General features: G+C 70.2%; 26 protein-coding genes. 14 read left to right on the forward strand and 12 right to left on the reverse strand.

Going from position 1 to position 25,452, the window contains the following annotated elements; all coding sequences use genetic code 11:
• Positions 1-15 precede the first annotated feature (15 nt).
• On the forward strand, positions 16-834 hold the full coding sequence (locus ACFQ46_RS22965) for a TrmH family RNA methyltransferase (RefSeq protein ID WP_380262425.1): 819 nt from the start codon (positions 16-18) through the stop codon (positions 832-834).
• 10 nt (positions 835-844) lie between these two features.
• Positions 845-1,804, forward strand: coding sequence for an NAD(P)H-dependent glycerol-3-phosphate dehydrogenase (locus ACFQ46_RS22970; protein WP_380262427.1), 960 nt, complete (start codon positions 845-847; stop codon positions 1,802-1,804).
• Here the strand turns inward: ACFQ46_RS22970 and ACFQ46_RS22975 are convergent.
• The 8 genes from ACFQ46_RS22975 to flgN all read right to left on the reverse strand — a co-directional run bounded on the left by ACFQ46_RS22975 (position 1,763) and on the right by flgN (position 7,192).
• Complete coding sequence (locus ACFQ46_RS22975) at positions 1,763-2,128, reverse strand: SRPBCC family protein (protein ID WP_380262429.1); 366 nt, start codon at positions 2,126-2,128, stop codon at positions 1,763-1,765. The two genes, ACFQ46_RS22970 and ACFQ46_RS22975, sit on opposite strands and share 42 nt — an antisense overlap.
• Positions 2,125-2,673, reverse strand: coding sequence for a YbaK/EbsC family protein (locus tag ACFQ46_RS22980; RefSeq protein WP_380262431.1), 549 nt, complete (start codon positions 2,671-2,673; stop codon positions 2,125-2,127). Before ACFQ46_RS22980 ends, ACFQ46_RS22975 begins: the two co-directional genes overlap by 4 nt.
• Positions 2,670-3,185 (reverse strand): YbhB/YbcL family Raf kinase inhibitor-like protein, encoded by a 516-nt coding sequence (locus tag ACFQ46_RS22985; protein WP_380262433.1) that lies wholly within the window; start codon positions 3,183-3,185, stop codon positions 2,670-2,672. Before ACFQ46_RS22985 ends, ACFQ46_RS22980 begins: the two co-directional genes overlap by 4 nt.
• A gap of 95 nt (positions 3,186-3,280) precedes the next feature.
• Positions 3,281-3,691: a flagellar assembly protein FliW gene (locus ACFQ46_RS22990; protein WP_380262435.1), complete on the reverse strand. Its 411-nt coding sequence runs from the start codon at positions 3,689-3,691 to the stop codon at positions 3,281-3,283.
• A 196-nt stretch (positions 3,692-3,887) separates the two neighbouring features.
• Positions 3,888-4,289, reverse strand: a complete 402-nt coding sequence (locus ACFQ46_RS22995) for a flagellar assembly protein FliW (protein WP_380262437.1) — start codon at positions 4,287-4,289, stop codon at positions 3,888-3,890.
• Positions 4,290-4,364: 75 nt separating this feature from the next.
• Complete coding sequence (locus tag ACFQ46_RS23000; RefSeq protein WP_380262439.1) at positions 4,365-5,267, reverse strand: flagellin; 903 nt, start codon at positions 5,265-5,267, stop codon at positions 4,365-4,367.
• Positions 5,268-5,304: 37 nt separating this feature from the next.
• Positions 5,305-6,687 (reverse strand): flagellar hook-associated protein FlgK, encoded by a 1,383-nt coding sequence (flgK, locus tag ACFQ46_RS23005; RefSeq protein ID WP_380262441.1) that lies wholly within the window; start codon positions 6,685-6,687, stop codon positions 5,305-5,307.
• Positions 6,688-6,700: 13 nt separating this feature from the next.
• Complete coding sequence (gene flgN / locus ACFQ46_RS23010; protein ID WP_380262443.1) at positions 6,701-7,192, reverse strand: flagellar export chaperone FlgN; 492 nt, start codon at positions 7,190-7,192, stop codon at positions 6,701-6,703.
• Positions 7,193-7,324: 132 nt separating this feature from the next.
• Here flgN and ACFQ46_RS23015 point away from each other — a divergent pair, with 132 nt between their 5' ends.
• On the forward strand, positions 7,325-7,855 hold the full coding sequence (locus tag ACFQ46_RS23015) for a Uma2 family endonuclease (RefSeq protein ID WP_380262445.1): 531 nt from the start codon (positions 7,325-7,327) through the stop codon (positions 7,853-7,855).
• Here ACFQ46_RS23015 and ACFQ46_RS23020 read toward each other — a convergent pair whose 3' ends face one another.
• Positions 7,856-8,200 carry a hypothetical protein gene (locus ACFQ46_RS23020; protein WP_380262447.1) on the reverse strand — a complete coding sequence of 115 codons (345 nt, stop codon included), beginning with the start codon at positions 8,198-8,200 and terminating at the stop codon, positions 7,856-7,858.
• Positions 8,201-8,442: 242 nt separating this feature from the next.
• Between ACFQ46_RS23020 and ACFQ46_RS23025 the strand changes: the two genes are divergently transcribed.
• The 9 genes from ACFQ46_RS23025 (at position 8,443) to ACFQ46_RS23065 (ending at position 20,539) form a co-directional block, all read left to right on the forward strand.
• Positions 8,443-9,339: a sigma-70 family RNA polymerase sigma factor gene (locus tag ACFQ46_RS23025; protein ID WP_380262449.1), complete on the forward strand. Its 897-nt coding sequence runs from the start codon at positions 8,443-8,445 to the stop codon at positions 9,337-9,339.
• Between the two features lie 374 nt (positions 9,340-9,713).
• Entirely contained in the window at positions 9,714-11,249 is a 1,536-nt protein-coding gene (locus ACFQ46_RS23030) for a glycosyltransferase family 2 protein (RefSeq protein WP_380262451.1), read from the forward strand.
• A gap of 323 nt (positions 11,250-11,572) precedes the next feature.
• The gene (locus ACFQ46_RS23035; protein WP_380262453.1) at positions 11,573-13,060 is read left to right on the forward strand and encodes a flagellin; all 1,488 of its coding nucleotides are present in this window, start codon (positions 11,573-11,575) and stop codon (positions 13,058-13,060) included.
• A gap of 124 nt (positions 13,061-13,184) precedes the next feature.
• Positions 13,185-14,759, forward strand: a complete 1,575-nt coding sequence (gene fliD / locus ACFQ46_RS23040) for a flagellar filament capping protein FliD (protein ID WP_380262455.1) — start codon at positions 13,185-13,187, stop codon at positions 14,757-14,759.
• A gap of 139 nt (positions 14,760-14,898) precedes the next feature.
• The gene (gene fliS, locus ACFQ46_RS23045; RefSeq protein ID WP_380262457.1) at positions 14,899-15,327 is read left to right on the forward strand and encodes a flagellar export chaperone FliS; all 429 of its coding nucleotides are present in this window, start codon (positions 14,899-14,901) and stop codon (positions 15,325-15,327) included.
• Between the two features lie 32 nt (positions 15,328-15,359).
• Positions 15,360-15,719: a hypothetical protein gene (locus ACFQ46_RS23050; RefSeq protein ID WP_380262459.1), complete on the forward strand. Its 360-nt coding sequence runs from the start codon at positions 15,360-15,362 to the stop codon at positions 15,717-15,719.
• Between the two features lie 634 nt (positions 15,720-16,353).
• Positions 16,354-19,233, forward strand: coding sequence for a S8 family serine peptidase (locus ACFQ46_RS23055; protein WP_380262461.1), 2,880 nt, complete (start codon positions 16,354-16,356; stop codon positions 19,231-19,233).
• Between the two features lie 235 nt (positions 19,234-19,468).
• Positions 19,469-19,714 (forward strand): hypothetical protein, encoded by a 246-nt coding sequence (locus ACFQ46_RS23060; RefSeq protein ID WP_380262463.1) that lies wholly within the window; start codon positions 19,469-19,471, stop codon positions 19,712-19,714.
• 294 nt (positions 19,715-20,008) lie between these two features.
• Positions 20,009-20,539 (forward strand): hypothetical protein, encoded by a 531-nt coding sequence (locus tag ACFQ46_RS23065; protein ID WP_380262465.1) that lies wholly within the window; start codon positions 20,009-20,011, stop codon positions 20,537-20,539.
• Here ACFQ46_RS23065 and ACFQ46_RS23070 read toward each other — a convergent pair.
• Positions 20,525-22,639 carry an EAL domain-containing protein gene (locus ACFQ46_RS23070; RefSeq protein ID WP_380262467.1) on the reverse strand — a complete coding sequence of 705 codons (2,115 nt, stop codon included), beginning with the start codon at positions 22,637-22,639 and terminating at the stop codon, positions 20,525-20,527. The two genes, ACFQ46_RS23065 and ACFQ46_RS23070, sit on opposite strands and share 15 nt — an antisense overlap.
• Before the next feature lie 188 nt (positions 22,640-22,827).
• Between ACFQ46_RS23070 and ACFQ46_RS23075 the strand changes: the two genes are divergently transcribed.
• Positions 22,828-23,379, forward strand: coding sequence for a hypothetical protein (locus tag ACFQ46_RS23075; protein WP_380262469.1), 552 nt, complete (start codon positions 22,828-22,830; stop codon positions 23,377-23,379).
• 88 nt (positions 23,380-23,467) lie between these two features.
• On the forward strand, positions 23,468-24,034 hold the full coding sequence (locus tag ACFQ46_RS23080; RefSeq protein ID WP_380262470.1) for a Uma2 family endonuclease: 567 nt from the start codon (positions 23,468-23,470) through the stop codon (positions 24,032-24,034).
• A 2-nt stretch (positions 24,035-24,036) separates the two neighbouring features.
• On the opposite strand, the gene ACFQ46_RS23085 is transcribed toward ACFQ46_RS23080, so the two are convergent.
• Positions 24,037-24,723: a M15 family metallopeptidase gene (locus ACFQ46_RS23085; RefSeq protein WP_380262472.1), complete on the reverse strand. Its 687-nt coding sequence runs from the start codon at positions 24,721-24,723 to the stop codon at positions 24,037-24,039.
• Between the two features lie 9 nt (positions 24,724-24,732).
• A complete protein-coding gene (locus ACFQ46_RS23090; protein ID WP_380262474.1) occupies positions 24,733-25,452 on the reverse strand; it encodes a hypothetical protein in 720 nt (239 codons plus the stop codon).

Consider the following 25,452-nt stretch of genomic DNA (forward strand, 5'->3'; position numbering starts at 1 on the left):
GGTAGTTTGCCCCGCGTGCCGCGGATCGTGTTGGAAGACCTCACCGATCCGCAGCACGTGGGCTTCCTGCGTGACTACACCCACCTCAAGGACGTGCAGCTGCGTGCGCGGCGCGAACCGGCGGAGGGGCTGTTCCTCGCCGAGGGCGTCGAGGTGATCCGCCGGGCGCTGGCCGCGGGGCACGTGCCGCGCTCGTTCCTGCTCTCGCGGGCCCGCTACTCCGACCTCGTGAACGTGCTGCCCGAGGACGCGACGGTGTTCGTGGCCCCGGTGGAGGCGTTCGCCGAGCTGACCGGGGTGGACCTGCACCGCGGGGCCATCGCGTCCATGCAGCGGCCCCCGGTCCGGTCGGTGGCGTCGTTGCTGGCGTCCCTGCCGCCCGGACCGTCGCGGCTCGTGGTGCTCGAGGACATCGTCGACCACACCAACATCGGCGCGATCTTCCGGTCCGTGGCCGCGTTCGGCGTCGACGGGGTGGTCGTCAGTCCGCGCTGCGCCGACCCGCTGTACCGGCGCAGCGTGCGGGTGTCGATGGGCACCGTCCTGCACCTGCCCTGGGCCCGGGCCGGTTCCTGGCCGGGGGACCTCACGCTGCTGCGCGAGGCGGGGTTCACCGTCGCCGCGCTGGCGCTCTCGGACGACTCCGTCGACCTCGGCTCCTTCGCCGCGCCGGACCGGTTGGCGCTGCTGCTGGGCACGGAGGGCGACGGGCTGAGCCGGCGGGCGGTGTCCGGGGCCGACGTGGTGGTGCGGATCCCGATGGATCCGCGGGTGGACAGCCTCAACGTGGCCGCCGCGAGCGCGGTGGCGTTGTGGGAGACGCGGCGGGCGTAGCGTGACGCGGGTGCATGTCGCCGTCCTCGGGTCCGGAGCGTGGGGGACGACCGTCGCCGGGATCCTCGCGACCAACGCCACCAGCGTGGGGTTGTGGTGCCGGCGGCCCGAACTCGCCGAGCGGATCCGCGGCTCGGGGGCCAACGAGGAGTACCTGCCGGGGATCGCGTTGTCCCCCCGGATCCGGGCGAGTTCCTCCGTCGCGGAGGTCGTCGCCGGGGCGTCGTTGGTGGTGCTGGCCGTTCCGTTGCAGCAGTTGCGGTCCCGGCTCCTCGAGTGGTCCCCGGAGTTGCCTCGGGTTCCCGTCGTGAACCTCGCCAAGGGTGTCGAGACGGCGACCGGGTTGTTCGGTTCCGAGGTCGTCGCCGACGTCCTGGACCCGGTGCACGTCCTCGCGTTGTCCGGACCGAACTTGGCCCTCGAGATCGCCCGCGGGCAGCCCGCCGCGACGGTCGTGGCCTGTGCCGATCCGGCCGTCGCCGCGCAGGTCGCGGGATGGTGCAGCACACCCGCCTTCCACGCCCACCCGCTGACCGACGTCATCGGTGTCGACGTAGCGGGCGCGTTCAAGAACGTCGTGGCGCTGGCCGTCGGGATGGTCGAGGGGGCCGGGCTGGGCGCGAACGCCCGGGCCGCGGTGACGACGTTGGGGCTGAGCGAGACCGCGTCGCTCGGGAGTCGCCTGGGTGGGCGGTTGGAGACGTTCCTGGGACTGGCCGGCGCCGGGGACCTGGTGGCGACCAGCACCTCCACGTTGTCCCGCAACCACCGGGTGGGGGTTGCGCTGGGGCAGGGTCTGCCGCTGGCGGAGGCGATGGGGCGGGCCGGTGGCACCGCCGAGGGGGTGGCCACGGCGCCCGCGCTGCTGCGGCGGGACCCGGACCTCCCGTTCGTGCGGGACGTCGTGGCGGTGCTGGAGGGGCGGCGGTCACCGGTGGAGACGGTGTCCCGGTTGTTGTCGGTGAGTTAGCCGCCACAGCGCCGGCCACGCGACCGGCCGGTAGGGGGCGGGAGCTCGCAGCGTCGTGCCGCACCCGCCCGGGAGGTCGAGGACCCCGTGGTCCAGCGTCATGCCTGCCGCGCGCCACGTCCACGTGCGGGCGTCTTCGTCGACGTCGAGGACGGTGAAAGGGATCCTCAACGGACCCGAGCGGACGGTGCCGGTGACCCCGGGGGCGATGCGGTCCGCCGACGCGGTCACCGAGGTGATCTGCGGGGACCAGGTCGGCCAGCGTTCGATCCGGGCGTAGTCCTCCCAGACGTCCGCGGCCGACCTCGGCCCCCGCACGATCACCGGGCGGGCAGGGCGATGTCGAGGACCTCGGCGTTCGGCAGTGCGGCGAGGTCAGCGCCGCGGACGACGAGCTTCGACGTCCGCACCCCGGAACCGATGAGGACCCAGTCGCTGGCCGCGACGGCGGAGTCCACGAGGACGCGCCAGCCCTCGGGCAGGCCGAGCGGCGTGATGCCGCCGTACTCCATGCCCGACTCCTCGACGGCTCGCTCCATGGACAGGAACGACGCCTTGCGGACGTCGAGGAGTCGCTTGACTGCGCCGTTCACGTCGGCGCGGGTGGTCGCGAGGACCACGCACGCCGCGACCCGCTCCGCCCCGTCGCGCTTGCCGGAGACGACGACGCAGTTCGCGGACCCGTCGAGGGGGACGTGCGCCGCGTCGACGAGGGCCTGGGTGTCAGCGAGGTCGGAGTCGATCTCCAGCGTCCAGGAACTCTCGGGGAGGACCGTCCGGACGGTCTCCGCTACCAGGTGGGCGTTCTCGCCGGCTGGGACGAGTTCGAGGTCCCCGGCGACGCGCTGGGCCTCCGCCGGGACGCTCACCGGGAGTAGACCGGGCTGAGCGTGGCGCGGGCCAGGACGTGACCGAGGGACATGAAGGCCGCGACGGTCGGCGTCGCACCCTCTGGGAGGCCGAGGCTCTCGACGTCGAGAGCGTGCACGGCGAAGACGTAGCGGTGCGGGTGGTCACCGGGCGGGGGAGCGGCGCCGGTGAAGTCGGCGGTGCCCATGTCGTTCTTGAGCATGGTCGCCCCCTGCGGAGCGGGCTGCGACCCCGCGCCGGTGGGCAGGCTCGTCACGGAAAATGGCACGTCGACGATCGTCCAGTGCCAGAAGCCGGCCGGGGTCGGGGCGTCCGGGTCGAAGCAGTTGACCAGGAAGCTCTTGGTGCCGTCCGGGAAACCGTCCCAGTCCAGCTGCGGCGAGACGTTGCCGCTGGCGTGCTGCTCGTCCAGCTGCGTGGCCGACGTGACGTCGGAGGAGTGCAGGGCGAAGCCCGGGACGGAGGGGAGCAGGGAGTACGGCTCCGGGGCGATCGGTCGTTCGAGGTTCATGGCTCGACTCTACGAGGCGAGCCGGTTTCGGCTCGTCGACTCCACGGTGCCGATGATCGACACCGTGGAGGCGATGATCCGTCGCGGGGTGGTGCTCAGGCCGAGCGCGGGTTCAAGGGCGCGTCCAGGGCCGCGTCCTCGGTGCCGTACTGCAGGGTCTGCAACGCCTTGTGCGACTTGGGGTTGACGACGATCGGGGCGAACAGGTTGATCGTCGCCTTCTCCATGCCCATCGACATGTTCACGATGGTGAGCACGGCGCCGTCGGCTTCGTCCTGGATGTCCAGGGCCGCGGCCGTCTCGTCGTTGATGACCGCGTCGTAGTCGGGGTAGAAGGGCGCCGGGTCGGCGAGGACCAGTCGGAGGCTGGGGTCCGACGTCGACTGCATGGTGTAGAACATGCCGTCGTCGTCGAGGGCGTCGAGCTCGAACGCGGTGTGCTCGTCGAAGCCCATGAGGGGTGCGACGAACTCGATCTTCGGCTTGGTGTCGGAAGCGATGCTCACAACGGATCCCTTCATCTGTCAGGTCCCCGGGTTCGGATCCCGGGCGTCGCCTGGTCGCCGCGAGGAGTTCTGGCGGCGTCTCGACCACTACCGACAGTAGCGGAGAAGTTGCAATCCGTCTCGGTATCCGTGGCGTCCCCGGAACGCACGAACGCCCCGCCGGAGAGCCGGCGGGGCGTTCGCGGGTTCTTGCTGGTCAGACGGCCAGGAGAGGCGCCCGCAGCGGCAGGTCCGTGCCCACGAGGACGGTCTGCGCGGCCTGCATCGTGCGGTGGTTGATCACGATGGGGGCGAGCAGGTTGACCGTCGCGCTGGCCGGGTCGTTCCCGACGTTCACCACGTTCAGGACGGCCGCCTCCGTGGCGTCCCGCAGATCGAGCTTCGCGACCGTGTCGTCGTCGATCTCCGGTGCGTAGCCGGGGAAGAACCGTCCCGGGACGACGACGACGAGACGGACGCCCGTGCCGTCGGCTGCACGCAGCGAGTACAACGTCCCTTCCTCGTCCAGCGGGACGAGGTGGAACGACGTGTGGTCGGCGAAACCCATGATGGGCGAGACGAACTCGATCGTGGGGGCGTGCACGGGCGCGTCGGTCATGAGGGTCACTCTAGGAACTCCGGGGACGAGGGGTGGGTTGAAACGTTCTCGCACTGCGGTTCGGAGCGTTCCGCGTCAGCGGAGGAAGTCCATCAGGCTGGTCTGGACCGTCTTGGCCGTCACCTGCAGCGCCGCCTGGTAGGCCACGTTCTGCTGGGTGAACTCGAGGTAGGCCTTGGCCGGGTCCACACCCTGGACGTCGTCCAGCTGGGCGGTCAGGTACTGCAGCTGTTCCGTGTTGACGTCCTCGGCGTGGTCCAGCTGGTTCGTCTTCGCGCCGATCGTGGCCATCGCGTTGGTGGCGAGGTTGATGCGCTTGTCGATGGTCGTCAGGTTGACCGCGCTGGTGTTGGAGTACGTGCCGTTCTGGATGTCGTCGGCCAGGGCGGTCAGTTCGTCGAACACCGAGGTCGGGGCCGCCGGGGGCGTCGCGGTCGATCCGCCCGTGCCGTAGACGGCCTTGCCGGAGATGTTGACCGTCATGGTCACGCCGGGAGAGATGGTGCGTGACACCACGCCGCCGTCGTCCTTGCCCACGTAGGTGGCGTCGAAGGCGACGGGACTGTCGGAGGTTCCCGCGAAGACCGCCCGCCCCTGGTACGGGGTGTTCGCGTCGCCGAGGATCGTGTCGCGGCCGGCGCGGATGGCGTTGGCCAGCGCGGCCCGCCCGGTGGCGTCGAGGGAGCCGTTGCCGGCCTGCACCATGCGACCGCGGATGTCCTGGAGTGCGTCGACGGTGCTGTCGAGCGCAGGCTCCATCGTCGTCATCCACCCGCGAGCCTCGTTCAGGCTGCGCCCGTTCTCGGTGTTGACCGCGATCTGGTCGTTCAGGCGCAGCGCGGCCGACGCGCGCACCGAGTCGTCGGAGCCCTTGGACAGGGACGTTCCGCTGGTGATCTGCTCCTGCAGCTTCGCCGTGCGGGCCTGCGTGTTCTGCAGGTTGACCAGGGCGTTGTTGGCGATGCTTCGCTGGGTCACGCGACCGAGCATGGTGGTTCTCCTGTCGTCAGTGGGGTCAGCGGACCATGTTGAGGAGGGCGTCGAGCGCCTCGTCCATGGTGGTGAGGACCTTGGCCGCCGCGGAGTACGCGTGCTGGTAGGCCACGAGGTTCGTCATCTCCTCGTCGAGGTTCACGCCGGAGACGCCCTCAGCGACCGCACTGGACTTCAGCGACACCTGCGAGGCGAGGTCGGCGCGGTTCGAGGCGGACTGGGTGGACGCGGCGAGGTTGGCCACGTTCGTCCGCCAGGTCGACTTGACGTCGGCGAACGCTCCGGAGACGGCCTTGGCGTAGACGCGGTCGGAGGACCCGTCGCCGGTGATCGCGGTGCTGTCACGGAGGGGGTTCGCCGTCGCGGCGAGCGTGATCTTCGAGGCGACGATCGGGGTCGTTCCGTCGCTGTTGGCGAAGAACGGCTGACCGTAGGCGGTGTTGACCTTTCCGGCCAGGCTCTGGGCGAAGGTGTCCAGGTTGGTCTTCTGATCGACCAGGGTCTTGTTGACGCCGTCGAGGGTTGCCTTGAGCGAACCGGTGACCGGGCCGGCGACCTGGCCGCCGATGGTGGCGACCAGGGGGTTGCCGATGATCGCCGCGCCGGGGTCGACGGTGACGGGCGGGGTCGCCCCGTTGGTGGCGTGGACCTCGAGGTCGTAGGAGAAGTCGCCGGTGACGATGGTGGCGTTGCCCACGAAGACGTCCACGGTGCCGTTGTCGCGGTTGACGACGCGGGAACCGGTGAGGTTCGAGAGCTGGCTCAGCAGCTGGTCGCGCTGGTCCATCAACTCGTTCGGCGAGGCCCCGTTCGCCACGGTCTCGCGGATGCCGGTGTTCAGCTTGGCGATGTTCTTGGCGACGGTGTTGGCCTGGCTGACCTGGGTCTGGGCCTGCAGGCCCAGCTGGTCGTACTGGCTCTCGAGCTGGCTGCTCATCCCCGCGACCTGCGTGACGACCGTCTGGCTGCGGGTGACGACCAGCGACTGGGCGGCGGCGAGTCCGTCGGTGCCGCTCTTGGAGGCGAGGTCGTTCCACGCCGAGGACAGGTCGGCCAGGTTCTTGCTCAGGCCGGAGGCACCGGTGTCACCGACGGCGTTCTCGACCCCGGACCAGATGGTGGCGGCCGTGGCCTGCTCCTGCGCGGCGGCGGAGTCCTGGCGGGCGGTGGCGGTGGCCAGGGCGTCGGAGACGCGGGTCAGCCCGGTGACGACGACGCCGTCACCCGGGACGAACTTCTGGCTGAACTGACCGGTCTGGTTCAGCACGCTGGCGGACTGCTCGACACGCTGGCGGGAGTACCCGTCGGTGTTGACGTTCGCGATGTTCTGACCGGTGGTCTCCATGCCCAGCTGGGCGGCGGAGAGCGCACGGCGCGCGGTGTTGATGCCGGAGAAGGTGCTCATCGTCAGGGTCCTCTCAGAGTGCTTCGTCGACGAAGTGGGCGCGGGATCCACCGGTCGACGTGACCGTGTTCTTGCCCTGCGCGGTGTAGGTGTCGAGGGGCTGGTCCAGCCCGAGGAGGGTCTCGCGCAGGGCGCGGGAGCCGGCGTTCAGCAGGTCGCGGTTGGCGTCGGCGAGGTCCTGGATCTCCGCGGTGAGCGTCAGGAACGCGTCGCGGTGACCTCGGAAGAGCTCGCCCCACGGGTCGGGTGCGGCGTCGGCGATGGAACCGAGGCTCGGGGCGGGCGCGAGACCCAGCTCCGCGGCGACATTGTCGACCTCGACGGCGCGCAGGAGCTCCGTGGAGCGGATCTGCTCCATGACGAACTCGACCTCGCGGGTGGCGTGCGCCAACCAGCGCGTCCGGCCGCTGGCCAGCACGAGCTGCTCCTCCTCCAGCTTGAACAGGAGCAGCTCCAGCAGCTCCCGCTCCTTCCAGAGGATGCCGGAGACCTCTGCCAGTCCCATGCGTGTCCTTCCCCGATGCCGTCGTCAAGTGGTGCTCGAGCCCTCCATCGGCTGCAGGTAGCACGACTTGAGGGTCGGGACGGGAGAACGGGACCGTGGCCTGGATACGATCGGCGCTGAGGAGGTGGTCACGTGCGGGTGTCGATCGGGACGTCGCTGCCGCTGCACCTGGAGGACCTGCCGCAGGACGAGGACGGGCCGCGCATCGAGCTCCTGGACGGGGGACTGCTCGTGACGCCCGTGGCCGGTCTCGGACACCAGTACGTGGTGGGCGAGCTGTACAGCTGTCTCAGCGTTGCCGCTCCGCCGGAGTGGTGCGCCCTTCCCGGCGCCAACGTCCTGCCGCGGGGTGCACAGGACCGCCTCCTCGTCCCCGACGTCCTCGTCGTCGACGGCGCCGTCCTGGTCGAGCCCAGTCCCTACCTCGATCCCTCCGACGTGCTGCTCGTCGTCGAGGTCGAGTCCCCCGCCACGAAGTCCACTGATCGCCTGCTCAAGCGGGAGCTCTACGCGCAGTGGCGCATCCCGCACTACTGGATCGTCGACGTCGGTGAGCGGCGGATCACGAAGCTGGCCCTCACTGCCGAGCACCGCTACGACGAGACCGTGGCGGAGGACTCGTGGCTAGCCGCCGTTGACACGACGTCGGTCTGGCCGGGTTGATCAGCCGGACTTGCGGATGAACTGGGCGTTCTTCGTCGGCTTCCGCAGGTAGTAGGGCCGGCCGTCCTCCCGGGCTGCGCGCATCTCCTGGTTCAGGACGCGGGCCTCTTCCTCCATGGCGCGGTTGACTGCGGCCTGGTCGATCCCGTGCTCCCGTTCGCCCGCGATGTGGTCGTTGCGGCCGATCTCGTGCTCGACCTCCAGGTAGTTCTTCGCGCACAGGGCGTAGAGCGCCGCGACGCGCTCACCGTTCACGTCGGCGTAGTGGTCCAGGTACGACGGGGTGAGCCGCCCCTTCTTGTACGCGAACTCCAGATCGCGCACGACCTGCCACAGCGGTTTCACCAATACCTCCAGCCCCACGAACCTCACGCGCCACACAGGGTGCGGCGCAACGCTCTTCTCAAGCTTCGACCGCTCCAACCCCTGCGCTGAACAGCGTTGCTCCGAACGTGGATGTTGTCACCCCGGCGCTCGGGTCGTGGACGGGCGGTGACGTCGGCGACCCGTTCGGCGCAGCGTTCGGGAGGGAGCTGTCACCCGGTCGGCGCTCAAGTCCGTGGGGGGTGTGTGCCGAGAAGGGGTGTGTGACCGCAGACACCGCCTTCGCCACCCGGGAGCTCCCCATGGTCGAGCTTTCTGCCGCCGAGCGCCACGCGCTCGTGGAGAAGAACCTGCCGCTCGTCGGCTACATCACCTCTGAGTTCATCGGTCGTCTGCCGTCGCACGTGAGTCGGGACGACCTCACGTCGGCCGGGCTGATGGCGCTGTTCCAGGCGTCGAAGGCCTACGACCCGAACACGGGGGTCCCCTTCAACCGCTACGCGAACACCCGCATCCGCGGCGCGATCCTCGATGACCTCCGCGGGGCCGATTGGGCCTCCCGCGGCGTTCGTAGCCGGCAGCGCAAGCTGAGTCAGACCGAGGACAAGCTGACGACGGAGCTGGGTCGCACCCCGAAGAACGCCGAGCTCGCCGCCTCCCTCGGGGTCTCCGAGAAGGAGCTCGCGGAGACCCGCGACGAGGCGCAGCGCTCGATGGTGCTGTCGATGCAGGGCTTCACTGCCGACGGCGCCTCGCTCGACGACCACCTCCCCACCCACACGCCCGGCCCGGAGCAGGAGCTGCTGCACCGCGAGCGCCTCGGTTACCTGCGCTCGGCGATCCTCGTCCTGCCCGAGCGCCTCAAGCACGTCATCGAGGGCTACTTCATCCAGGAGCGGCCGATGGCCGAGCTGGCCGAAGAGCTCGAGGTGTCGGAGTCGCGCATCTCGCAGATGCGGGCCGAGGCCCTCGTGCTGCTGCGGGACGGGATGAACACCCACCTCTCGCCCGAGATGGTTGCCAAGGTCGGCGGGTCCGGTGCTTCGGTGAAGCGCAAGGAGTCCTACTACGCGGCCGTCGGAGCGCAGAGCGACTTCCGTTCGCGACTGGCTCTGAGCAGCTTCGGGTCGTACGCAGCGCCGGTGGCTCGCACCGCCTAACCGCGCCCGGTACCGGATGGCGCGTGGGTACGGGCGCGCTCCGTCCGCCGACGCCGCGGCGCCCGCGGCCCGGCAGGGAACGGGCTCGCCGAGCTCTGACCCCACGTCGCAGAGTGGCGACGTGGAGAGACGAGCAAGGGCGAGTCCCGGATCGACACTCTGGCTCGACTAGCGCGACACGCGTCGGGTGATCTCACGTCGCCCCCCGCCCTACGGTGGGCTCGGTGGCGCACGATCTCGGCCGCCCCGCAGCGTAGAACTGCGTCCGGGTCGGGCGTGGTACGGGGCGAACTGCCGGTCTGCTGCGTCACGGGTTCGGTGTGCACCGCGCATCGTTCCTGGAGGTGCCGACGTCCAGCCCGAGGAAGATGCCCATGCCCACCGGTTCGCCCTTCATCAGCGGGTGCTACATCGTCAAGGACGAAGCGGAGATGCTTCCCGCGTCCCTGGCCGCCATCGGGCCGTTCGTCGACGAGGTGGTCGTCTACGACACCGGGAGCACCGACGGCACGCGGGAGCTCGCGTCCGAGCTGGGTGCTCGAGTCGTCGAGGGGTACTGGGACGACGACTTCGGCGCAGCTCGCAACCGCGCCCTGGAGCACTGCCGCGGCGAGTGGGTGATGGTCGTCGACGCTGACGAGATCGTCCAGGGCGACGCGCGACGGTGGCGGCGGGAGGTGCGCCTCGCCACGTGCGACGCCTTCTCGGTCGAGATCCGCTCGGGCAGTTGGGGCGCCGTGGGGCGATCAGCCGCGTTTCGGGCGACCAGGGCTTTCCGGCGCTCCCTCGGCCGTTACGAGGGTGCGCTGCACGAGCAGGTCGTGGGCCGCTGGGGGGACATCGACCGCGCCCGGACCGATGCTGTCGTCCTGGAGCACCACGGGTACAGCCCGACACGGATCGTCGAGCGCAACAAAGGTGCACGGAACCTGGCCATCGCCTCGGCTGCGCTCGAGAAGGCCCGACGGGACGGGGTGCAGGAGCTCGACTCCCACTACGTGGACGTCGGGCGCTCCGCGCTCGGGGCAGGTGACCACCGGAAGGCGCTGGACGTCTTCGCCCAGATCGACCGCGACACCGTGGACAGGGCGCTCGCCTTCCAGGCGGCCCATCCGGCGGTGTTCTGTGCGATCAGGATCGGTGATCTGGACGTCGGACACGAGTGGCTGGCGTTCCTCCGCACGGCGGGGGAGGGGGAGCAGATCTGCCGGACCATCGAGGGACGACTCCTGATGGCCGCCGGTGACTACGACCGGGCGGCATCCCTGCTCGAGACCATCACCGACGACGTCAACTTCGAGGGCATCGCGGTCAGCCGATCCGGTGCGGTCGACGACCTGGTCCAGTGCCTGTGGGCTCAGGAGAAGTTCCAGGACGCCCTGGATGTCCTGATCCCGCACGTCGCCGGCGGACAGTCCACCCTGGAGGCGGGTTTCGTCGTCGCGGTGGCCCACTCGGTGCCCGGTGGGCTCGACCTGCTGGCGCGCGCCGTACCAGAGGACCTGGTGAAGAGCTTCGTCGGTCAGATCGCCGCGGAGTACTCCCTCCTCGGTGAGGCGTTCCTCGACGCGATGTGGTGCGCAGAGCGCAACCCGACCCTCGTCCTCGCCGCGATCAGCCGCTACGGGGCCGGCCTTCCCGTCGAGCGGGCGGTGACCTGGTCGGTCCGGTTGCGCGAGAGCGGTCTCGCCGAGCACTGTCCTCTCCGGCTGATCTTCGCGGACGACGAGCGACCGTTGACCGACCGGGTGGTGAGCGGCGCGGTGCTGTTCGAGCTCGGTGATCGGGACTGCCTCACGGAGTTGAGCGACCTGGTGGCCGCGGTCCCGGACGACGTGTCCGCTCCGCTCCTGGACGTGCTGCATTCAGTGGCTCCCCAGTTCGCCTCGATGGTCTCTGCCGACGCCTGACCTCATTCGCCCGGTCCGTCGCTGGTCGGGACACGAGTTGGGTCGTCGCCAGGACGTCTCGCAACTCTCCGTGTTTGAATGGTGACGCAGGTGATGTCCTGGTCTCGATCGAGGCTGCGGTCATCGTCGGTACGGGAATCCACGGCTCGGTGTGACTGGAGGGACTCCAGGGGGTCGAGGTGCTGATGCGGCTGAAGCGTCACCCGTTTGCCACGAGAACACCTGCTCAGGTCCGGCGCCTGCCGGCCGATGAATGAAGTGTCAGGCCACGGAAGGCAGACACGGAACAACATCCGACCCCACATCACGGAGGAATCGTCACCATGGGTCTTCGCGTCAACAACAACATTGCGGCTCTCAACTCGTACAACAGCCTGCAGAAGTCGGACAAGGCCATGGGCGCCTCGCTGTCCAAGCTGTCCTCCGGTTACCGCATCAACAAGGCTGCGGACGACGCGGCCGGCCTGGTCGTCTCCGAGGGCCTGCGCTCGCAGATCGGCGGCCTGACCCAGGCCTCTCGCAACGCCCAGGACGGCGTCAACGTCGCCCAGACCGTGGACGGCGCCCTCGGCACCCAGACCAGCATCCTGCAGCGCATGCGTGACCTCGCCGTGCAGGCCTCCAACTCCGGCTCGCAGGACGCCACCGCGACGGCCGCCGCGAACTCCGAGTTCCAGCAGCTCAGCAACGAGCTCACCCGCATTTCCAGCACCACCTCCTTCGGCAGCCAGCAGCTCCTGAGCGGCAACTACAACGGCACCTTCCAGATCGGCGCCAACGCCACCACCAACGACAAGCTCAACGTCGACCTGACGGCGAACATCTTCGGTACGCCCGTCCCCTCCACGTCCGGTTCCGCGCAGACCTTTGTCGCCACCTCGACCAGCGCAACCGGCTACGCGTACAACAGCGGTGACAGGATCAGCATTTCCGACGGCACCAACAGTGTCGTGCTGACGCTCACCGCGACGACGGCCTCTGCCACGGACTTGAAGAACGCCCTGACCACCGCGGCTTCTGCCGCGGGTGTGTCGGGGAAGTTCAACTTCGGCACCACCACTGCCGGTGCGCTGACGGTGACTTCGGGGACTGTCGGTGCCCGTGGAAACACCACCATCAACACTGTGACGGCGGCCGGCGCTACCGGTACCATCGCGGGGGGCAAGTCGGTGGCGACCACTGCTACCGCTATCGGCGCTAGCTACGGCACCGCTGCCAGCTTCTCCGTGCAGGTGGGCACCGCAAACGCGATCACGGTCAACTTGACCCGGACCACTGGCACCGCAGCTGACACGCTGAACGATATCAACAGCGCGCTCAGCGGGTCCGGGGCGACGGCGAGCCTCAGCGGCGGCACCACCGGTACCCTCATCATCACGTCCAACAGCCCGCTTGTTGTCACCGACGGCACCGCTACTCCGCTGGGTGCCATCGTGACGTCAGGCGCAGCCGGTGTGGACCCCGTCCTGGCCTCGCCCTCCGGCTTCTCCGCCACGGGCCTGCGTCTCGACACGGTCAGCCTCACCGCCGACCCGAACGCGGCGATCAAGGCGGTGGACAACGCGCTCAAGGGCGTCAACTCCGCCCGCGCCACCGTCGGTGCCGTCCAGAACCGCTTCGAGAACGCCATCAGCAACCTCGCCGTCTCGATCGAGAACGTGACCGCGTCGGAGTCGGCCATCCGTGACACCGACATGGCCGCTGAGATGACGAAGTTCACCAAGAACCAGATCCTCACCCAGGCCGGCACGAGCATGCTCGCGCAGGCCAACTCCTCCACGCAGAACATCCTCACCCTGCTGCGCGGCTGATCAACTCACCACCGAGGCGGCTGACGTTCCCTAGCTGACCTCATCGGGCGGAGGGCACCTCTTTCGCGGTGCCCTCCGCCTGACCCGTTTCCACTGGAGATCAACGAACGAGGAAGGGGCCGCCATGTCCGTTTCATCCTCGGCCGTCGACGGACTCGTCAGCGGCCTCGACACCACCAGCATCATCGCCAAGCTCATGGCCGTCGACGCGGCGCCGCAGACCGCGCTGAAGAAGGTCGTCACCACCGACAACGCCAAGGTGTCGGCGTACCAGATGATCAACGCCAAGATCGTCGGGTTGCAGGGCGCGGCCGACGCGCTGCAGTCCGCGGGCACCTGGTCGTCCACCCAGGCCACGTCCAGCGACGCGTCCATCAGCGTCACTGCCGGCCCGACCGCCACGCCCGGCTCCTTGAGCGTGACGGTCAACGCCCTCGCCACCGGGAAGACGGTGGTCAGTGGCTCCGACATCACTGTCAACAGCGACGGTGTCGTCATTGGCAGCGGCGGCACCCGGGACGACAGCCAGATTCCGGTACCCATCGACATCGTCCGCAGTGACGGGTCGTACGTGACCATCCAGCCGGCCTCGGGCAAGTTGAGCGAGGTCGTCGACGCGATCAACAAGGCGGGTACCCTCGGCGTCAGCGCCGTGGCCATCCGCGTCGGTGAGAACAAGTTCCGTCTGCAGATCACCTCGACGACAACCGGACTCACCGCCGGTGACTTCAAGATCGTCGCGCACACCACCGGAGCCAATCCCGACACCGGAGCTACCGTGCCGGTCAGCGACCCAAGTGGGTCCAAGGGGTATCCGTTCGGTAGTACCAAGACCTACTCGACAGCGGCCCCCGCTGGCGCGTTCACTACCGCCACATCCCCCGTCGACGCGAAGATCACGATGGGTCCCGGGGCAGGATTCTCCTTGACGTCGTCGTCGAACACCTTCGCCGACGTCATGTCCGGTGTATCGTTGACGGTCTCACAGGTGACGCCCAATGGTGGTGCCCCGGCGACGGTGTCCGTGTCCAGCAACCCCGGGGCCATCGCCACGGCCGTGCAGGGTCTGGTCGACGCGGCCAACGCTGCGCTGAGCGCGCTCGCCAGTCAGTCCAAGGCGGGCGTCGTCGGTGCCGACGGCAACATCAGCGGTGCCGGCCTCCTGCGCGGCGACAGTGCACTGAAGAACCTCCGGTCCCAGATCATCTCGGCGGTCACGACCGGCCTCGGGGCCGGCAGTGTCTCCGCAGCGAGCCTGGGGGTCCAGAGCACCCGGGACGGGAACCTCACGTTCGACAAGGCGAAGTTCCTCACGACCTACGCGAGCAACCCCGCCACGACCGAGCAGCTCGTGTCCTCGGTGGCGGCGGGCACGGCGGTCAAGAACCCCGACGGAACCACCACCAGCGCCTCGGACGGCTTGGTGGAACGACTGCGCCGGGTCACGGTGCAGGCCATCGGAGACGTCAAGGCGTCCCCGACGACGGCCAGCGGAATCCTCACCTCGGCGATCACCGGCCAGAACAAGGCCATCACCGAACTGACCAGCCGCATCGCCGACTGGGACACCCGCCTGGCCCAGAAGCAGCAGCGGTACACGAAGTACTACGCCAGTCTCGAGGTCGCGCTCGGGACGCTGAAGAACCAGTCCACCTGGTTGTCCGGCCAACTGGCGGGTCTCAACAGCAGCAGCAGCTGACGTCCGATGCGAAGGCCGGTTCCCACGGGGACCGGCCTTCGTGCTGTCGGTAGCGCGAAACAGCCTCCCTCGATGGCTGGTCTGAGCCGTGTTGTCGCCGATGGATGAGCACACCGACGAACCGTGGAGGACCTCCCGCATGACTTCGATGACGTACGGCCGGCGCGCAGGCGCGAACCGCTTCATGGGCGACGGGCTCGAGACGGCCAACCCCACCACCCTGCTCGTGATGATGTACGAGCGACTGCACCTGGACCTCCAGCGCGCCGAACAGGCCCAGGAGGCCGGAGATCGCGACACCGCGCACACCAACCTCGTTCACGCTCAGGCCATCGTGCAGGAGCTGCAGGTCAACCTGAACCTCGAGGTCTGGGACGGCGCGAAGAACCTCAGCGCGCTCTACACGTGGCTGCTCAAAGAACTCGTCACCGCCAACGTCTCCAGCGACGTCGCCCGGACCAGGGCGTGCCGCGTGGACATCGTCGAGCCCCTGGTCGAGGCCTGGCAGCAGGCGGCGGCCGAGGGAACCGGAGCTCCGACGCAATCCTCCGGCGACGGCCTCGCGTGACCTCCGTCCAGCACCTGGCGGAAGAACCGGTGATGGCGACCGCACCCGTCCCCGAGGCGAGCCGTGAGGCATCGTGGCGGGACGCCTGGGTCGGTGCCCTCGACGCCGTCGAACTCGACGTGGACGCCACGGAGCGCCTCATCGAGAAGCTGAACCACGACGACGCCGAGATCGACGACCTACCGTTGCGGGGACGGGACTGGGTCGTTCCCCGTCTTCCGGTTCCGTTGCCCGCGGAGTTGGCCGACCGGGCGCGCCTGCTGGCCCAGCGCCAGCTGGACGTCAGCGAACGCCTGGCCCACGCCCTGGTCCAGACCCGGGCGCAGCTCCGGGCGATGACTAAGCTGGACCGCCCGGAGCCGCCGCCCGTCTTCGTCGACCAGGCCATGTGAGCGGCGCCCCCATCGGCCCCACGACCTCCTGCGGGGGACTCCCGACGTGACCCCGCCGCGTGCTCTCTGCGCCGAGGCAGAGACGAACGACGAGCACATGGCCGTGAACTCGCGCACGGCAACGGCGCCCGCCGAGAACTCGACGACGTGCGCCCCACGGGTGAACGCAACGGCTGCGTGACCGCGGCGATCTCGCCGAGCTCAGCGCCGACCGTGAACGCGCCTACGAGGACCCCCCACGCTCCCTGCTGAACCTCGGCCGTGCGTGACTTTCAGCGGGCGTTGGTGGGCCGAGACGACCGACCGAACGGCTCAGGTCGTGTCGAGGTCAGGCCAGGCGTGGATCGTCCTGCTGCTGTCTGCAGGCCCTCAGAATCGCGCAGACGGTATCGGTGCGTGAGGCACTCGTGGAGCTCCACGGTCTGCACGTCGTGGTGGACACCGTCGGCCGGCACCACGACGGCGCCTCCCTGCAGCATCTCCGGAAAACTTTGCCGACTGATGGACCAGGGACCTGACGGTTCCGTTCAGACCACCTGATCGCGCAACCCTTCTGGCCCATCGACCACAGTCAACCCTCAGCCGATCTTCTCCTCGACGAACGTACGAGGCGATGACGACCGAGGTGGACGAGATGGCACGACGACGTTGGATCCCGGCCGTCGCCGGGACGGCTGCCCTGGCCGTAGGGGCCAGTGCGCTGGCGTTCTTCACCGGCGCGTCGGTGGCCGTCGCGAACGACTTCGGCCCCGGTGACGGCTTGCAGCGGTACGTGGTGCGCGCCTCGGCGCCCGCCGCCGGGGTGACGGGGTTCCCCGCGGTGGACCCGCAGTTGCTCGCCGCGGCGACGGCAGAGCTGGGCCAGATTGGCCACCTCGACCTCGTCGGCGGCCGCACCTGGTACGTCACACCGTTGTCCTCCCGTGTCGTCTCCCGCCCGGGCGCCCCCGTCCTGGACGCCGTCCCCGGTGAGGTCGACCGGGAACTGCTGGCCGCACTGGACGGGTCGCCCGGGGTCCGCTCGGCCCAGCTGCTTCCCGACGGGACGGCGCTGGTGGCCACCAGCGGTTCCGAGCAGGCCCTGCGCCAGGTTCCGGGCGTCACGGACGTCCAGGAGTCGGCCACCGGAACCGTCGCGGCGCAGACGCCGAGCGACCCGTACTTCAGCTCGTACGGCTGGAACGTGGAGAATACCGGCAGCAACAGCTCCGGGGTCACCGCGGTCGCCGGGGTGGACACCGACGCCCCGGAGGGCTGGGACTCCACGACCGGGGCGGGCACCGTCATCGCGGTCGTCGACACCGGCTACGACTCCGACCACCCCGACCTCTCCGATGCCCTGTGGACGAACCCGAGCTGCGGCAGCGACACCGACGGCGACGGGATCACCGGCGACTGCCACGGGTGGAACTTCGCCACCGACTCCAGCGACATCGACAACGGCCCCGGTGGAGCCCACGGCACGAACGTCGCCGGTGCGGCCGCCGCCCGCCGCGACAACGGCCAGGGGAACGCCGGCATCGCCCCCGACGCCAAGATCATGCCCTTGGTCGTCGGCACCGGTAAGACCGTGGACATCAACCTCGGTGCCAAGGCCATCCGCTACGCCGCCGACCACGGCGCGGACGTCATCAACGCTTCGTGGGGCGGTCAGCCCACCGGGTCCGACCTGGCGACCCTGCGATCCGCGGTCCAGTACGCCGGCAGCAAGGGTGTCCTCGTCGTCGTGGCGGCCGGCAACGACAACCTCGACCGTGACACGTCGCTCTACTACCCCGCCAGCCTCACGGAGGAGAACGTCGTCACCGTCGGGTCGCTCGCCGCGAGCGGTGCGAAGGCGCCGACGTCGGCCTACGGCCACACCTCCGTCGACGTCTTCGCCCCGGGCGACCGGATCGTCGTCCCGTGGAACGACGGGAACTACATGTTCGTCAGCGGTACGTCGTTGGCCTCGCCCCAGGTGGCGGCCGGAGTCGCCCTCTACCGCTCGGTCCGGCCCCGCACCGGGGACCCGGTGGCGGACATGCGGTCCCTGCGCGCCGCGCTCCTCGCCGACGTCACCCCGCAGTCGAACCTGCAGAGCATCTCGGTCAGCGGCGGACGCATGTCGCTGGCCCACCTGGCGGCCGACGCCACCGTCCACTACGGGTTCGCCGGCGCGGGCACCGTCGTCGGCGCCCAGCAGCATCCGGTTGTCACCGTCCAGGGCGGCAGCGTCGCGGGCCACTACTCCCTGCAGGTGGGGATCCTGGCCCGCGAGGACGGCGAGCTGTGGGGGGTGACCGGCGTGCCGGTGACCGTCGACCAGTCGCCGTACACGACCGACTCCCGTGGGGAGTTCACCGTCGACCTGGGAAGTAGTGCCGCCGTGAACTCCTCGTTCACGGTGGACACCGAGCTGCCCAACGGTGAGTACGTCGTCACTGCGCAGCTCGTGCGGGACGGGAACGCGCTGACCCGCCCCTGGGCTGCGCCACTCATCGTCTCGGACACCCCGGCCGCCACCCCCACGGTCTCGCCCACGACCGCCCCCTCCACCGTTCCGTCCGCCTCGCCCTCCACCAGCGCGGCGCCGTCCGCGCCGTCCGCGTCGAGCTCCACGAGCAGCGCGACGACGAGTCCGGCTCCGAGCACCCCTAGCGCCAGCTCGACGCCCGGGAGCACCGTGACGAGCACTTCAGCGCCGAGCGCCCCCGAGATCGCTCCCTCCCAGGAACCGACCGGAGCGGTGACGACGTCCCCGGAGCCGACCACTGCGCCGACCAGTGCGCCGACCACCGCACCGACCAGTGCGCCGAGCGTGAGTCCGTCGAGCACCACCGAGGCGGCGAACCCGTCGACCACCTCGCCCGCGCCGTCGGTCTCGTCGCCGACCACCACATCCCCGACCACGACAGCCCCGACCGCCGGTGCGCCGACCCCGGCCCCCTCGGCGAGTTCCACGCCGACCACGACGACGTTCCCCGGCACGGGCCGGTTCGTCGTGACCTCCCTCTCGCCGGCCACGGTCTCCACCGCCGGCGGCACGATGGTCACGATCCAGGGAACCGACCTCGACCAGGTCGGCGCGGTTCGCATCGGGGACGCGGTGACGGCGGAGATCGTCAACGCCTACCCCACGCAGCTCCAGGTGCGGGTTCCGGCCCGCATCGCCGGCCGCTACGACGTCACGCTGTTCCAGCGCGGCAGTGCCGACCTGAACAACGCGAGCGTCCTGCCGCAGGCGCTCACCTACGTCGACGCCGACGGGAACGCGCCGACCACGGCGCCGACCTCGGCCCCTGCCTCGCCCAGCCCGTCGTCGAGCGCCACCAGCAGCACCCCGGTACCGAGTGCGAGCAGCTCGTCCCCGACCACGCCCGGCAGTTCCCCGTCGGCGACGTCGAGCCCAACCCCCTCGGCCACCCGCACGCGCGGCACTCTGACGCTGGTGCGCCGCACCGACCTCGGGAACCCCGCACGGGTGTTCGCGACGGGTGCGTGCGAGACGAGTTGCGCGGGCGCGATGCTCTGACGCCGAGCAACCGTCGGGTGTCGATGATCGCGGCAACGGGTGCGTTGGCTCGGTTTCGTCCGACTCTTCACGGTCTTGGTGCTCGTCGCCCTACCACTGGCGACATGGTGCGCGTCAACTTCGGCACACCCGCGGTCGGCCACCGTCCACGCGGAGGGCGCGAGCGGACCGGTTCGTCGAGAACCTCGCAGTACGGCGATGACGGGTCGGCACGCGTTCCCGCGGTACCGACGCCGTGAAGAACCTCGACGAACAGGACGGCCCGGTTCCTGCGCGCTACGGTTGCACGGTGCTAGGGGGCGAGGATGTTCCACGACTGACTGCCTGTCTCATCGTCCGAGATGAGGAGCCGAGGATCAGAGGAACACTCGCGAGCCTGGACGGACTCGATGACGAAGTGATCGTTCACGACACCGGTTCCTTGGATCGCACCGTGGCGTTCGCCCTCGAGGCGGGCGCCGTGGTGGTCGAAGGGTCGTGAGCGGACGACTTCGCCGCAGCACGCAACGTCGCCCTCGAACACGCGTCCGGGGAGTGGATCCTCAGCGTCGACGCCGACGAAACGGTCCGGGCGGACCCCGCAGAGCTGAGGTCCTGGTTGGCTGGGGTGTCCGGCCAGAGACTTCTCGTCCTGGTGCGCAACCCCGCCGTCGACGCGGCCGGTCGCTACGAGTACACGACGGTGAAGCTCTTCCGACGTGAAGGTGCGCGCTGGGTCGGCCGGGTGCATGAGCGCTTGGAACACGGGTAAGAGTCCGCCGGGCGTCTCCGGCTGGTGCCGCCGGAACTCCTCACGATCGACCACTCCGGGTACGCCGACGTCGGCGCGCAGCAGCGCAGGGGCGAGCGGAACGGCCGGCTCGCGCACCTCGAGTTGAAGGACGTCATCCTCACCCCCGGCGTGCAACCGCACGAGGTCGCCCTCGCCGCCCTCAACGTCGGCCGTTCGGCCATCGGTGCCGGGAACGCGCAGCACGCCGTCGACGCCTTCCAGTCCGTCCGCGAACTCGTCGACTCCGGTCCGCTGTGGACCGAGGCGACGGACTACCTGGCGCGCGTCCTGCTGGGTGGGGGCGAGGCGCAGTTGGGGCTCGTCCTGGCCGATCAACTGCAGAACAGCGGTGTCCGCGCGGACTACTGCCGTTGGTTGCGGGCACAAGGCCTCGCGCAGACCGGTCGCCCAGCGGAAGCGTTGACCGAACTCGCCGGGATCGAGGAGATCGTCGACACCGCCGGCCGTCGCCACGACCCCGCTGCCCTGAAGACGCTGCGGGCGCTGTGCGGGGAACTACTAGCTGCTGGCTGACAACGCGGCGGGCCGGGCGAGGTGGTAACCCTGCCCCAACTGCACGCCCAACTCCCGCAGCACGCTGAGCTCCTCGGCCGTCTCGATCCCCTCGGCGATGATCAGCGCGTCCGTCGCACTCGCGAACGTCACCAGCCCCGCGGCCAACGCTCGCCGCGAGGTGTCGGTGTCGATGTCGCGGACGAGGGAGATGTCGAGCTTGATGAAGTCCGGCAGGATCGCGAGGACGTGGGAGAGCGAGGCGTAGCCGGCGCCGGTGTCGTCGACGGCGATGCGCAACCCTCGGCGGCGCAGCGGCTCCAGGGTCGAGAGCAGGGACGCGTAGTCGGCGACGGCGGAGTGCTCGGTGATCTCCAGCACGATCCGGTCCAGCGGCAGCCGCTCGAGGCGGCGCAGGAGGCCGGGGGTGGTGATGGTCGCGGGGGAGAGGTTCAGCGCCAGGAACCCGGGCAGCACCGGGAGCCCGTGCAGGGCGTTGTCGAGGGCGCTGAGTTCGAGTTCCTCCCCGCAGCCGACCTCGGTCGCGTCCGCGAACCAGCGGTCGGGGGTCGGGGTTCCGTGGGGGAAGCGGCTGAGGGCCTCCACGCCGACGGCTTCGCCCGTGGCGAGGTCGACGACGGGCTGGTAGACGACGACGGGTCCGCCGGCGGCGTCGAGGTCGTCGAGGCGAGCGAGCTTGCCGCGTCGCGCCCGGCGGGAGCGGTCCTCCTCCTCGACGAGTTCCATCACCGCGCCGGTGACGGCCCGCAGGATCTCGGCGTCACGGGGTCGCAGGCTGTGGTCCGGGGCCCGGGAGACGGTGCACAGCGTCCCGTAGAGGGAACCGTCACGGCGGTGCAGCGGGATGCCGACGTAGGAACCCTCGCGGAGCAGGTGGTCGCGGTGGGCCTCGAACTCCGGTGCGGAGGTGTCGGTGGCCACCAGCGCGGCGTCGTCGGAGAGGACGCGGTCGCACAGCGATCGCCGTCCCGTGACGTCGGTGCCCGGGGTCAGCGAGGTCGGGAAGGGGGAGACCGCGTTGCGGATGTAGCGCCGGTCCCCTTCGAGGGTGGAGATGAACGCGAACTCGGCCCCGATCTGGCGTCGGGCGAGGTCGAGCAGCGCGTCGAGGGTGCTGTCGCTGCCGGACGTCGTCCGCGCGGGCGGGGGCGGCGTGGAAGTGACGCGGGAGGCGGTGTCCGCGGCGATGGCGTCCTCGGCCCGCGCCCACGTCGCGAGCAGCCCCTGGGCGCGGTCGCGCGTCGCGGCACCGATGCGAACGGAGACGCCGTCGGCCGCCAGGGCCGTGCGGATGCGCTCGACGAAGGCGCGCGAGCCCTCCAGCCCGGACCCGGGCAGCAGGACGCCGAACCGGTCCCCGGCGATGCGGGCGAGCAGGTCACCGCTGCGCAACCGGGCGCCGACGGTGGACGCCGTGCGGTGCAGCAGCCCGTCCCCGGCGGTGAAACCGAGGCGACGGTTGACGTCGACGAGGTCGGGCAGCTCGATGAGCACGAGGGACACCGGCGCCGCGTGCCGCGCGGCCCGGGCCTCCTCGGCGATCAGGGCGGTCTGCCACGTCTCGGGCGGCGCGACGCCGGTGACCTCGTCGGCGTGCTCGGACTGCGCGCTGCGCTCGGCCGCGCGGGAACGTTCCGTGAGTTCCAGTTCCGCCGCCAGCAGCGCGCCCAGGAGGTCTCCCTGCAGTCGGACGCTGGGGACGAGGTCGTGCAGGTGGGCCCCGTTGCCGCCGCCGACCCCGCAGAGCGTGGCGAGGACCGTGCCGTCGGGCCCGGTCAGCGGGACGGTGATGAGGGAGACCGCACCGAGCTCCCGGCCGACGGCGCGGGGAGCCAGCGAGACGGGCACGCTGCTCAGCCCGGCGAGGACGGGGTCGACGCCGTCCTCGACGACCCGGCGGCAGTGGGTGTCGGCCCAGGACAGGGCGTCGCCGGGGGTGAGGCCGAAGAGCGGGTCGGTGACCGCGAGGATGACCTGGTCGGGGCCTTCGGTGCGTCCGATCCACCAGCTAGGGAGGCCGACGCGCTGGGCGAGGTCGGCGAGGGTCCGGTTCGCGACGCCGAGGAAGTCGACGGCGGGGGCGGCGGGAACGGCGGACACCCGGGGGTGATCGGCTGTTCGGGGCCCGTGCTTGAGCCGTGGTCACCTCGCGGGTGAACCGTTCGAATGTCAACGCTGTGTAAACAGGTTGTGACGTGCGAAACGTTTGGGGGGTTCCTGCCGATGCTCGTACGAGGGTGAGGACAGGCGCCCGGGCAGGACGACGCAGACGACCGACGGAGACGATCATGGCCAGCACCTCTCGCACCACCCTCGCGGCGTGCCTCGTGCTGCAGGGCACCACCGACACGGCGACCCTCGCGCCGGCGCTGGAGCACGACCTGCGGGGTCTCGTGAGCGTCGCCGACGAGGTCGTCGTCTACGACACCGCCGACCACCTCGCCCCGGGGAGCGCGGCCTTCGACGCGACGCTGCACCCCGCGGTGACGGTCGTCTCCGGCTTCTGGGCCGACGACCGCGAGAAGGCCCAGCAGGCGGCGCTCGCGCACGTCGGGGCCGACTGGGCGCTCTGCGTCCTCGCCGGTGAGCGGGTCACGTCCTCGCCCGAGGCGTTGCGCGCGCTGCTGCACGCGGCGACCGACGTCCCCGCGATGTCGGTGCGCGTCGACGACGTCGTGCGGGGGACGCACCGCTCGGCCCGGCTGCTGCACAAGGCCCTGGCGGGCGCCTCGTTCTGCGGTGAGCTGGCCGAGGTGCCGAGCTCGCTGCTGACGGTGTCCCAGCCGGTGGCGACGACGGCGAACGTGCCGCGTCAGCGCGGGGTCTTCGACCGGGTCTGATCTTCGGGGGAGTGCGTGGCGGGGTCGGGTGTGGTGCGCGGCCCCGCCGACGCGTTCCGGGGTTAGGTTGAGCCGAGACCCGGAGGAGGTGTTCCGCACGACCGAGCAGGTGGCCGAGCTGCGGTTCAGCGTGGGGCAGGTCCTCACCTGGGAGGAGTACGCAGCCCTCCCGGAGGACCCACGTACCGAGTACGTCGACGGTCACCTCGTCGTGAGTCCCGGCCCGACGAAGCAGCACCAGAAGGCGTCGCAACGTCTCGTCGCGGCGTTCGAAGCGGTTCTGCCCGTGACGCACGACACGGTCTTCGCGTGGGCCTGGAAGCCGGGTCGTGACGAGTTCGTCCCCGACGTCATCGTGTTCGATCGCGCGGCGGCAGAGGCTGGATCCGAGGAACGCTTCACCGGAACACCGGCCCTGGTCGTCGAGATCCTCTCCTCCAACCGCAGCGACGACCTGCTGAAGAAGATGGCCAAGTACGCCGCGGCGGGGCTCCCGCGCTACTGGATCCTCGACCCTCTCGTCGAGACCCTCACGACGTACGCGTCGCTCGACGGGTTGTTCGTGCCGACCGCGGTCCACGGCCGGGACGAGACGCCCCAGCTGGATCTCGGGATCGCGACGGTCCGGCTGAACGTCGCCGAGCTGCTGGGCTGACCTCAGTCGCCCGAGATCGAGAAGTGCTGGTAGTCCTTCAGGGAGTTCCAGTCCCCGCCCCAGGAGAACCCCCGGTCGGCGAAGGCCCGCACGACGGCGTCCCCCGCGACGACCACGCCGGGCGCGGGCTTCCGCTCGACGAAGGCCCGGCCCGCCTCGGGCAGGACGGTGGAACCCTTCACGTAGGGGTTCTCGACCGGGTTCAGGTCGATCGCGGTGCCGTAGGAGTGCTCGGAGAACCCCGTCCCGCCGGTCGTGGCCCGGCAGTTGAAGGCTGAGGTGTTGTCGGCGGCCATCGAGGCGTCGTCGGAACCGCCGAACGCCTCCACGGGTTCCATCCGGGCGACGGGGTAGCGCATCGCGTAGAGGGAGCCGAAGACGTCGGCGGTCGCCTGGGCCACGTCGGCGGCCACGACGATGCGTCCCGTCCCGGGCTTCCCGTCGAAGCCGATCACCGTCACCGTCACCACACGCAGGTCTGCCGGGGCGACCGGACACCCGGCCCGCCACGAGGCGGAGAGGTCACCGACGGGGGAGATCACGGCGGTGTAGGCCGGCAGCATCGGTGAGCTCGTCACCCGGGTCCCCCGGGTCACGAGGGCGCTCGACGCCGATGGCGTCGTGGTGCTCACCGCCGCGCACCCGGCGAGCAGCGGCACGACGAGCAGGCAGATCAGTGAGCGACCCATCACGACACGTTAGCGGCTGGTGACGCTGACCCGCGGTACGGACACGTCGACGGCGCGTTCGCGCTGCTGCAGCGAGACGACGACGGCCAGGAAGATCGCCGGGCCGACCATCTCGCAGGCCTCCTCGACGGCCTGCAGCGTGCCGAGGAACAGGCCGGCCTCGTCGAAACCCTTGTCGCTCAACACGTTCGCGACCATCTCGAGGCCCACGGACCCGCCGACGTAGAGCACGCCGCCGAGGAGGGCGAACGCCGCGGCGCGGCGCGGCAGGGCCAGCAGGAACCGGACGTAGAACAACGCGACGACCACGACGACGGGCAGCGCGGCCGCGACCCAGGCGTACTTGAAGACCCCGCTGTCCCCGACGATCGCGGTCATCGGCTCGACGAGACGTTCGTGCAGGGCGACGAGTTCGTCGAGGGAGAGGTAGCAGAACCCGACGCCGAGGATCATCCAGTGCCAGGCCCAGCGCGCCTTCGCCACGAACTTCTGCCGGCCGAACTCGAAGGTCACCAACCCGACGACGGTGAGCAGCACCGCGGAGAACCAGGACGGGAGGTTCGTCTCGGCGTTGACGTCGACGAACTTGCGGGCCGAGACGACCGGTCCGGCGTCGATGCCGAGCCCGGCGGTGGCGACGAGGAACGCGTAGCTCGCGGCACTCAGCAGGGTGATGACGACGAGCAGGGTGATGAGCAGGTGGCGGGGGCGTACGGAGACTTCGAGCAC

The organism is Kineococcus sp. GCM10028916 (assembly GCF_042674865.1).
Classification (GTDB): Bacteria; Actinomycetota; Actinomycetes; order Actinomycetales; family Kineococcaceae; genus Kineococcus.

Coding starts and splice junctions, on each gene's coding strand:
- ACFQ46_RS22985 (WP_380262433.1), bottom strand. CDS start 3,185: ATGAACCTCGAACGACCGATCGCCCCGGAGCCGTACTCCCTGCTCCCC.
- ACFQ46_RS22995 (WP_380262437.1), bottom strand. CDS start 4,289: ATGACCGACGCGCCCGTGCACGCCCCCACGATCGAGTTCGTCTCGCCC.
- flgK (WP_380262441.1), bottom strand. CDS start 6,687: ATGAGCACCTTCTCCGGCATCAACACCGCGCGCCGTGCGCTCTCCGCC.
- flgN (WP_380262443.1), bottom strand. CDS start 7,192: ATGGGACTGGCAGAGGTCTCCGGCATCCTCTGGAAGGAGCGGGAGCTG.
- ACFQ46_RS23030 (WP_380262451.1), top strand. CDS start 9,714: ATGCCCACCGGTTCGCCCTTCATCAGCGGGTGCTACATCGTCAAGGAC.
- ACFQ46_RS23035 (WP_380262453.1), top strand. CDS start 11,573: ATGGGTCTTCGCGTCAACAACAACATTGCGGCTCTCAACTCGTACAAC.
- fliD (WP_380262455.1), top strand. CDS start 13,185: ATGTCCGTTTCATCCTCGGCCGTCGACGGACTCGTCAGCGGCCTCGAC.
- fliS (WP_380262457.1), top strand. CDS start 14,899: ATGACTTCGATGACGTACGGCCGGCGCGCAGGCGCGAACCGCTTCATG.
- ACFQ46_RS23050 (WP_380262459.1), top strand. CDS start 15,360: ATGGCGACCGCACCCGTCCCCGAGGCGAGCCGTGAGGCATCGTGGCGG.
- ACFQ46_RS23055 (WP_380262461.1), top strand. CDS start 16,354: ATGGCACGACGACGTTGGATCCCGGCCGTCGCCGGGACGGCTGCCCTG.
- ACFQ46_RS23075 (WP_380262469.1), top strand. CDS start 22,828: ATGGCCAGCACCTCTCGCACCACCCTCGCGGCGTGCCTCGTGCTGCAG.
- ACFQ46_RS23085 (WP_380262472.1), bottom strand. CDS start 24,723: ATGGGTCGCTCACTGATCTGCCTGCTCGTCGTGCCGCTGCTCGCCGGG.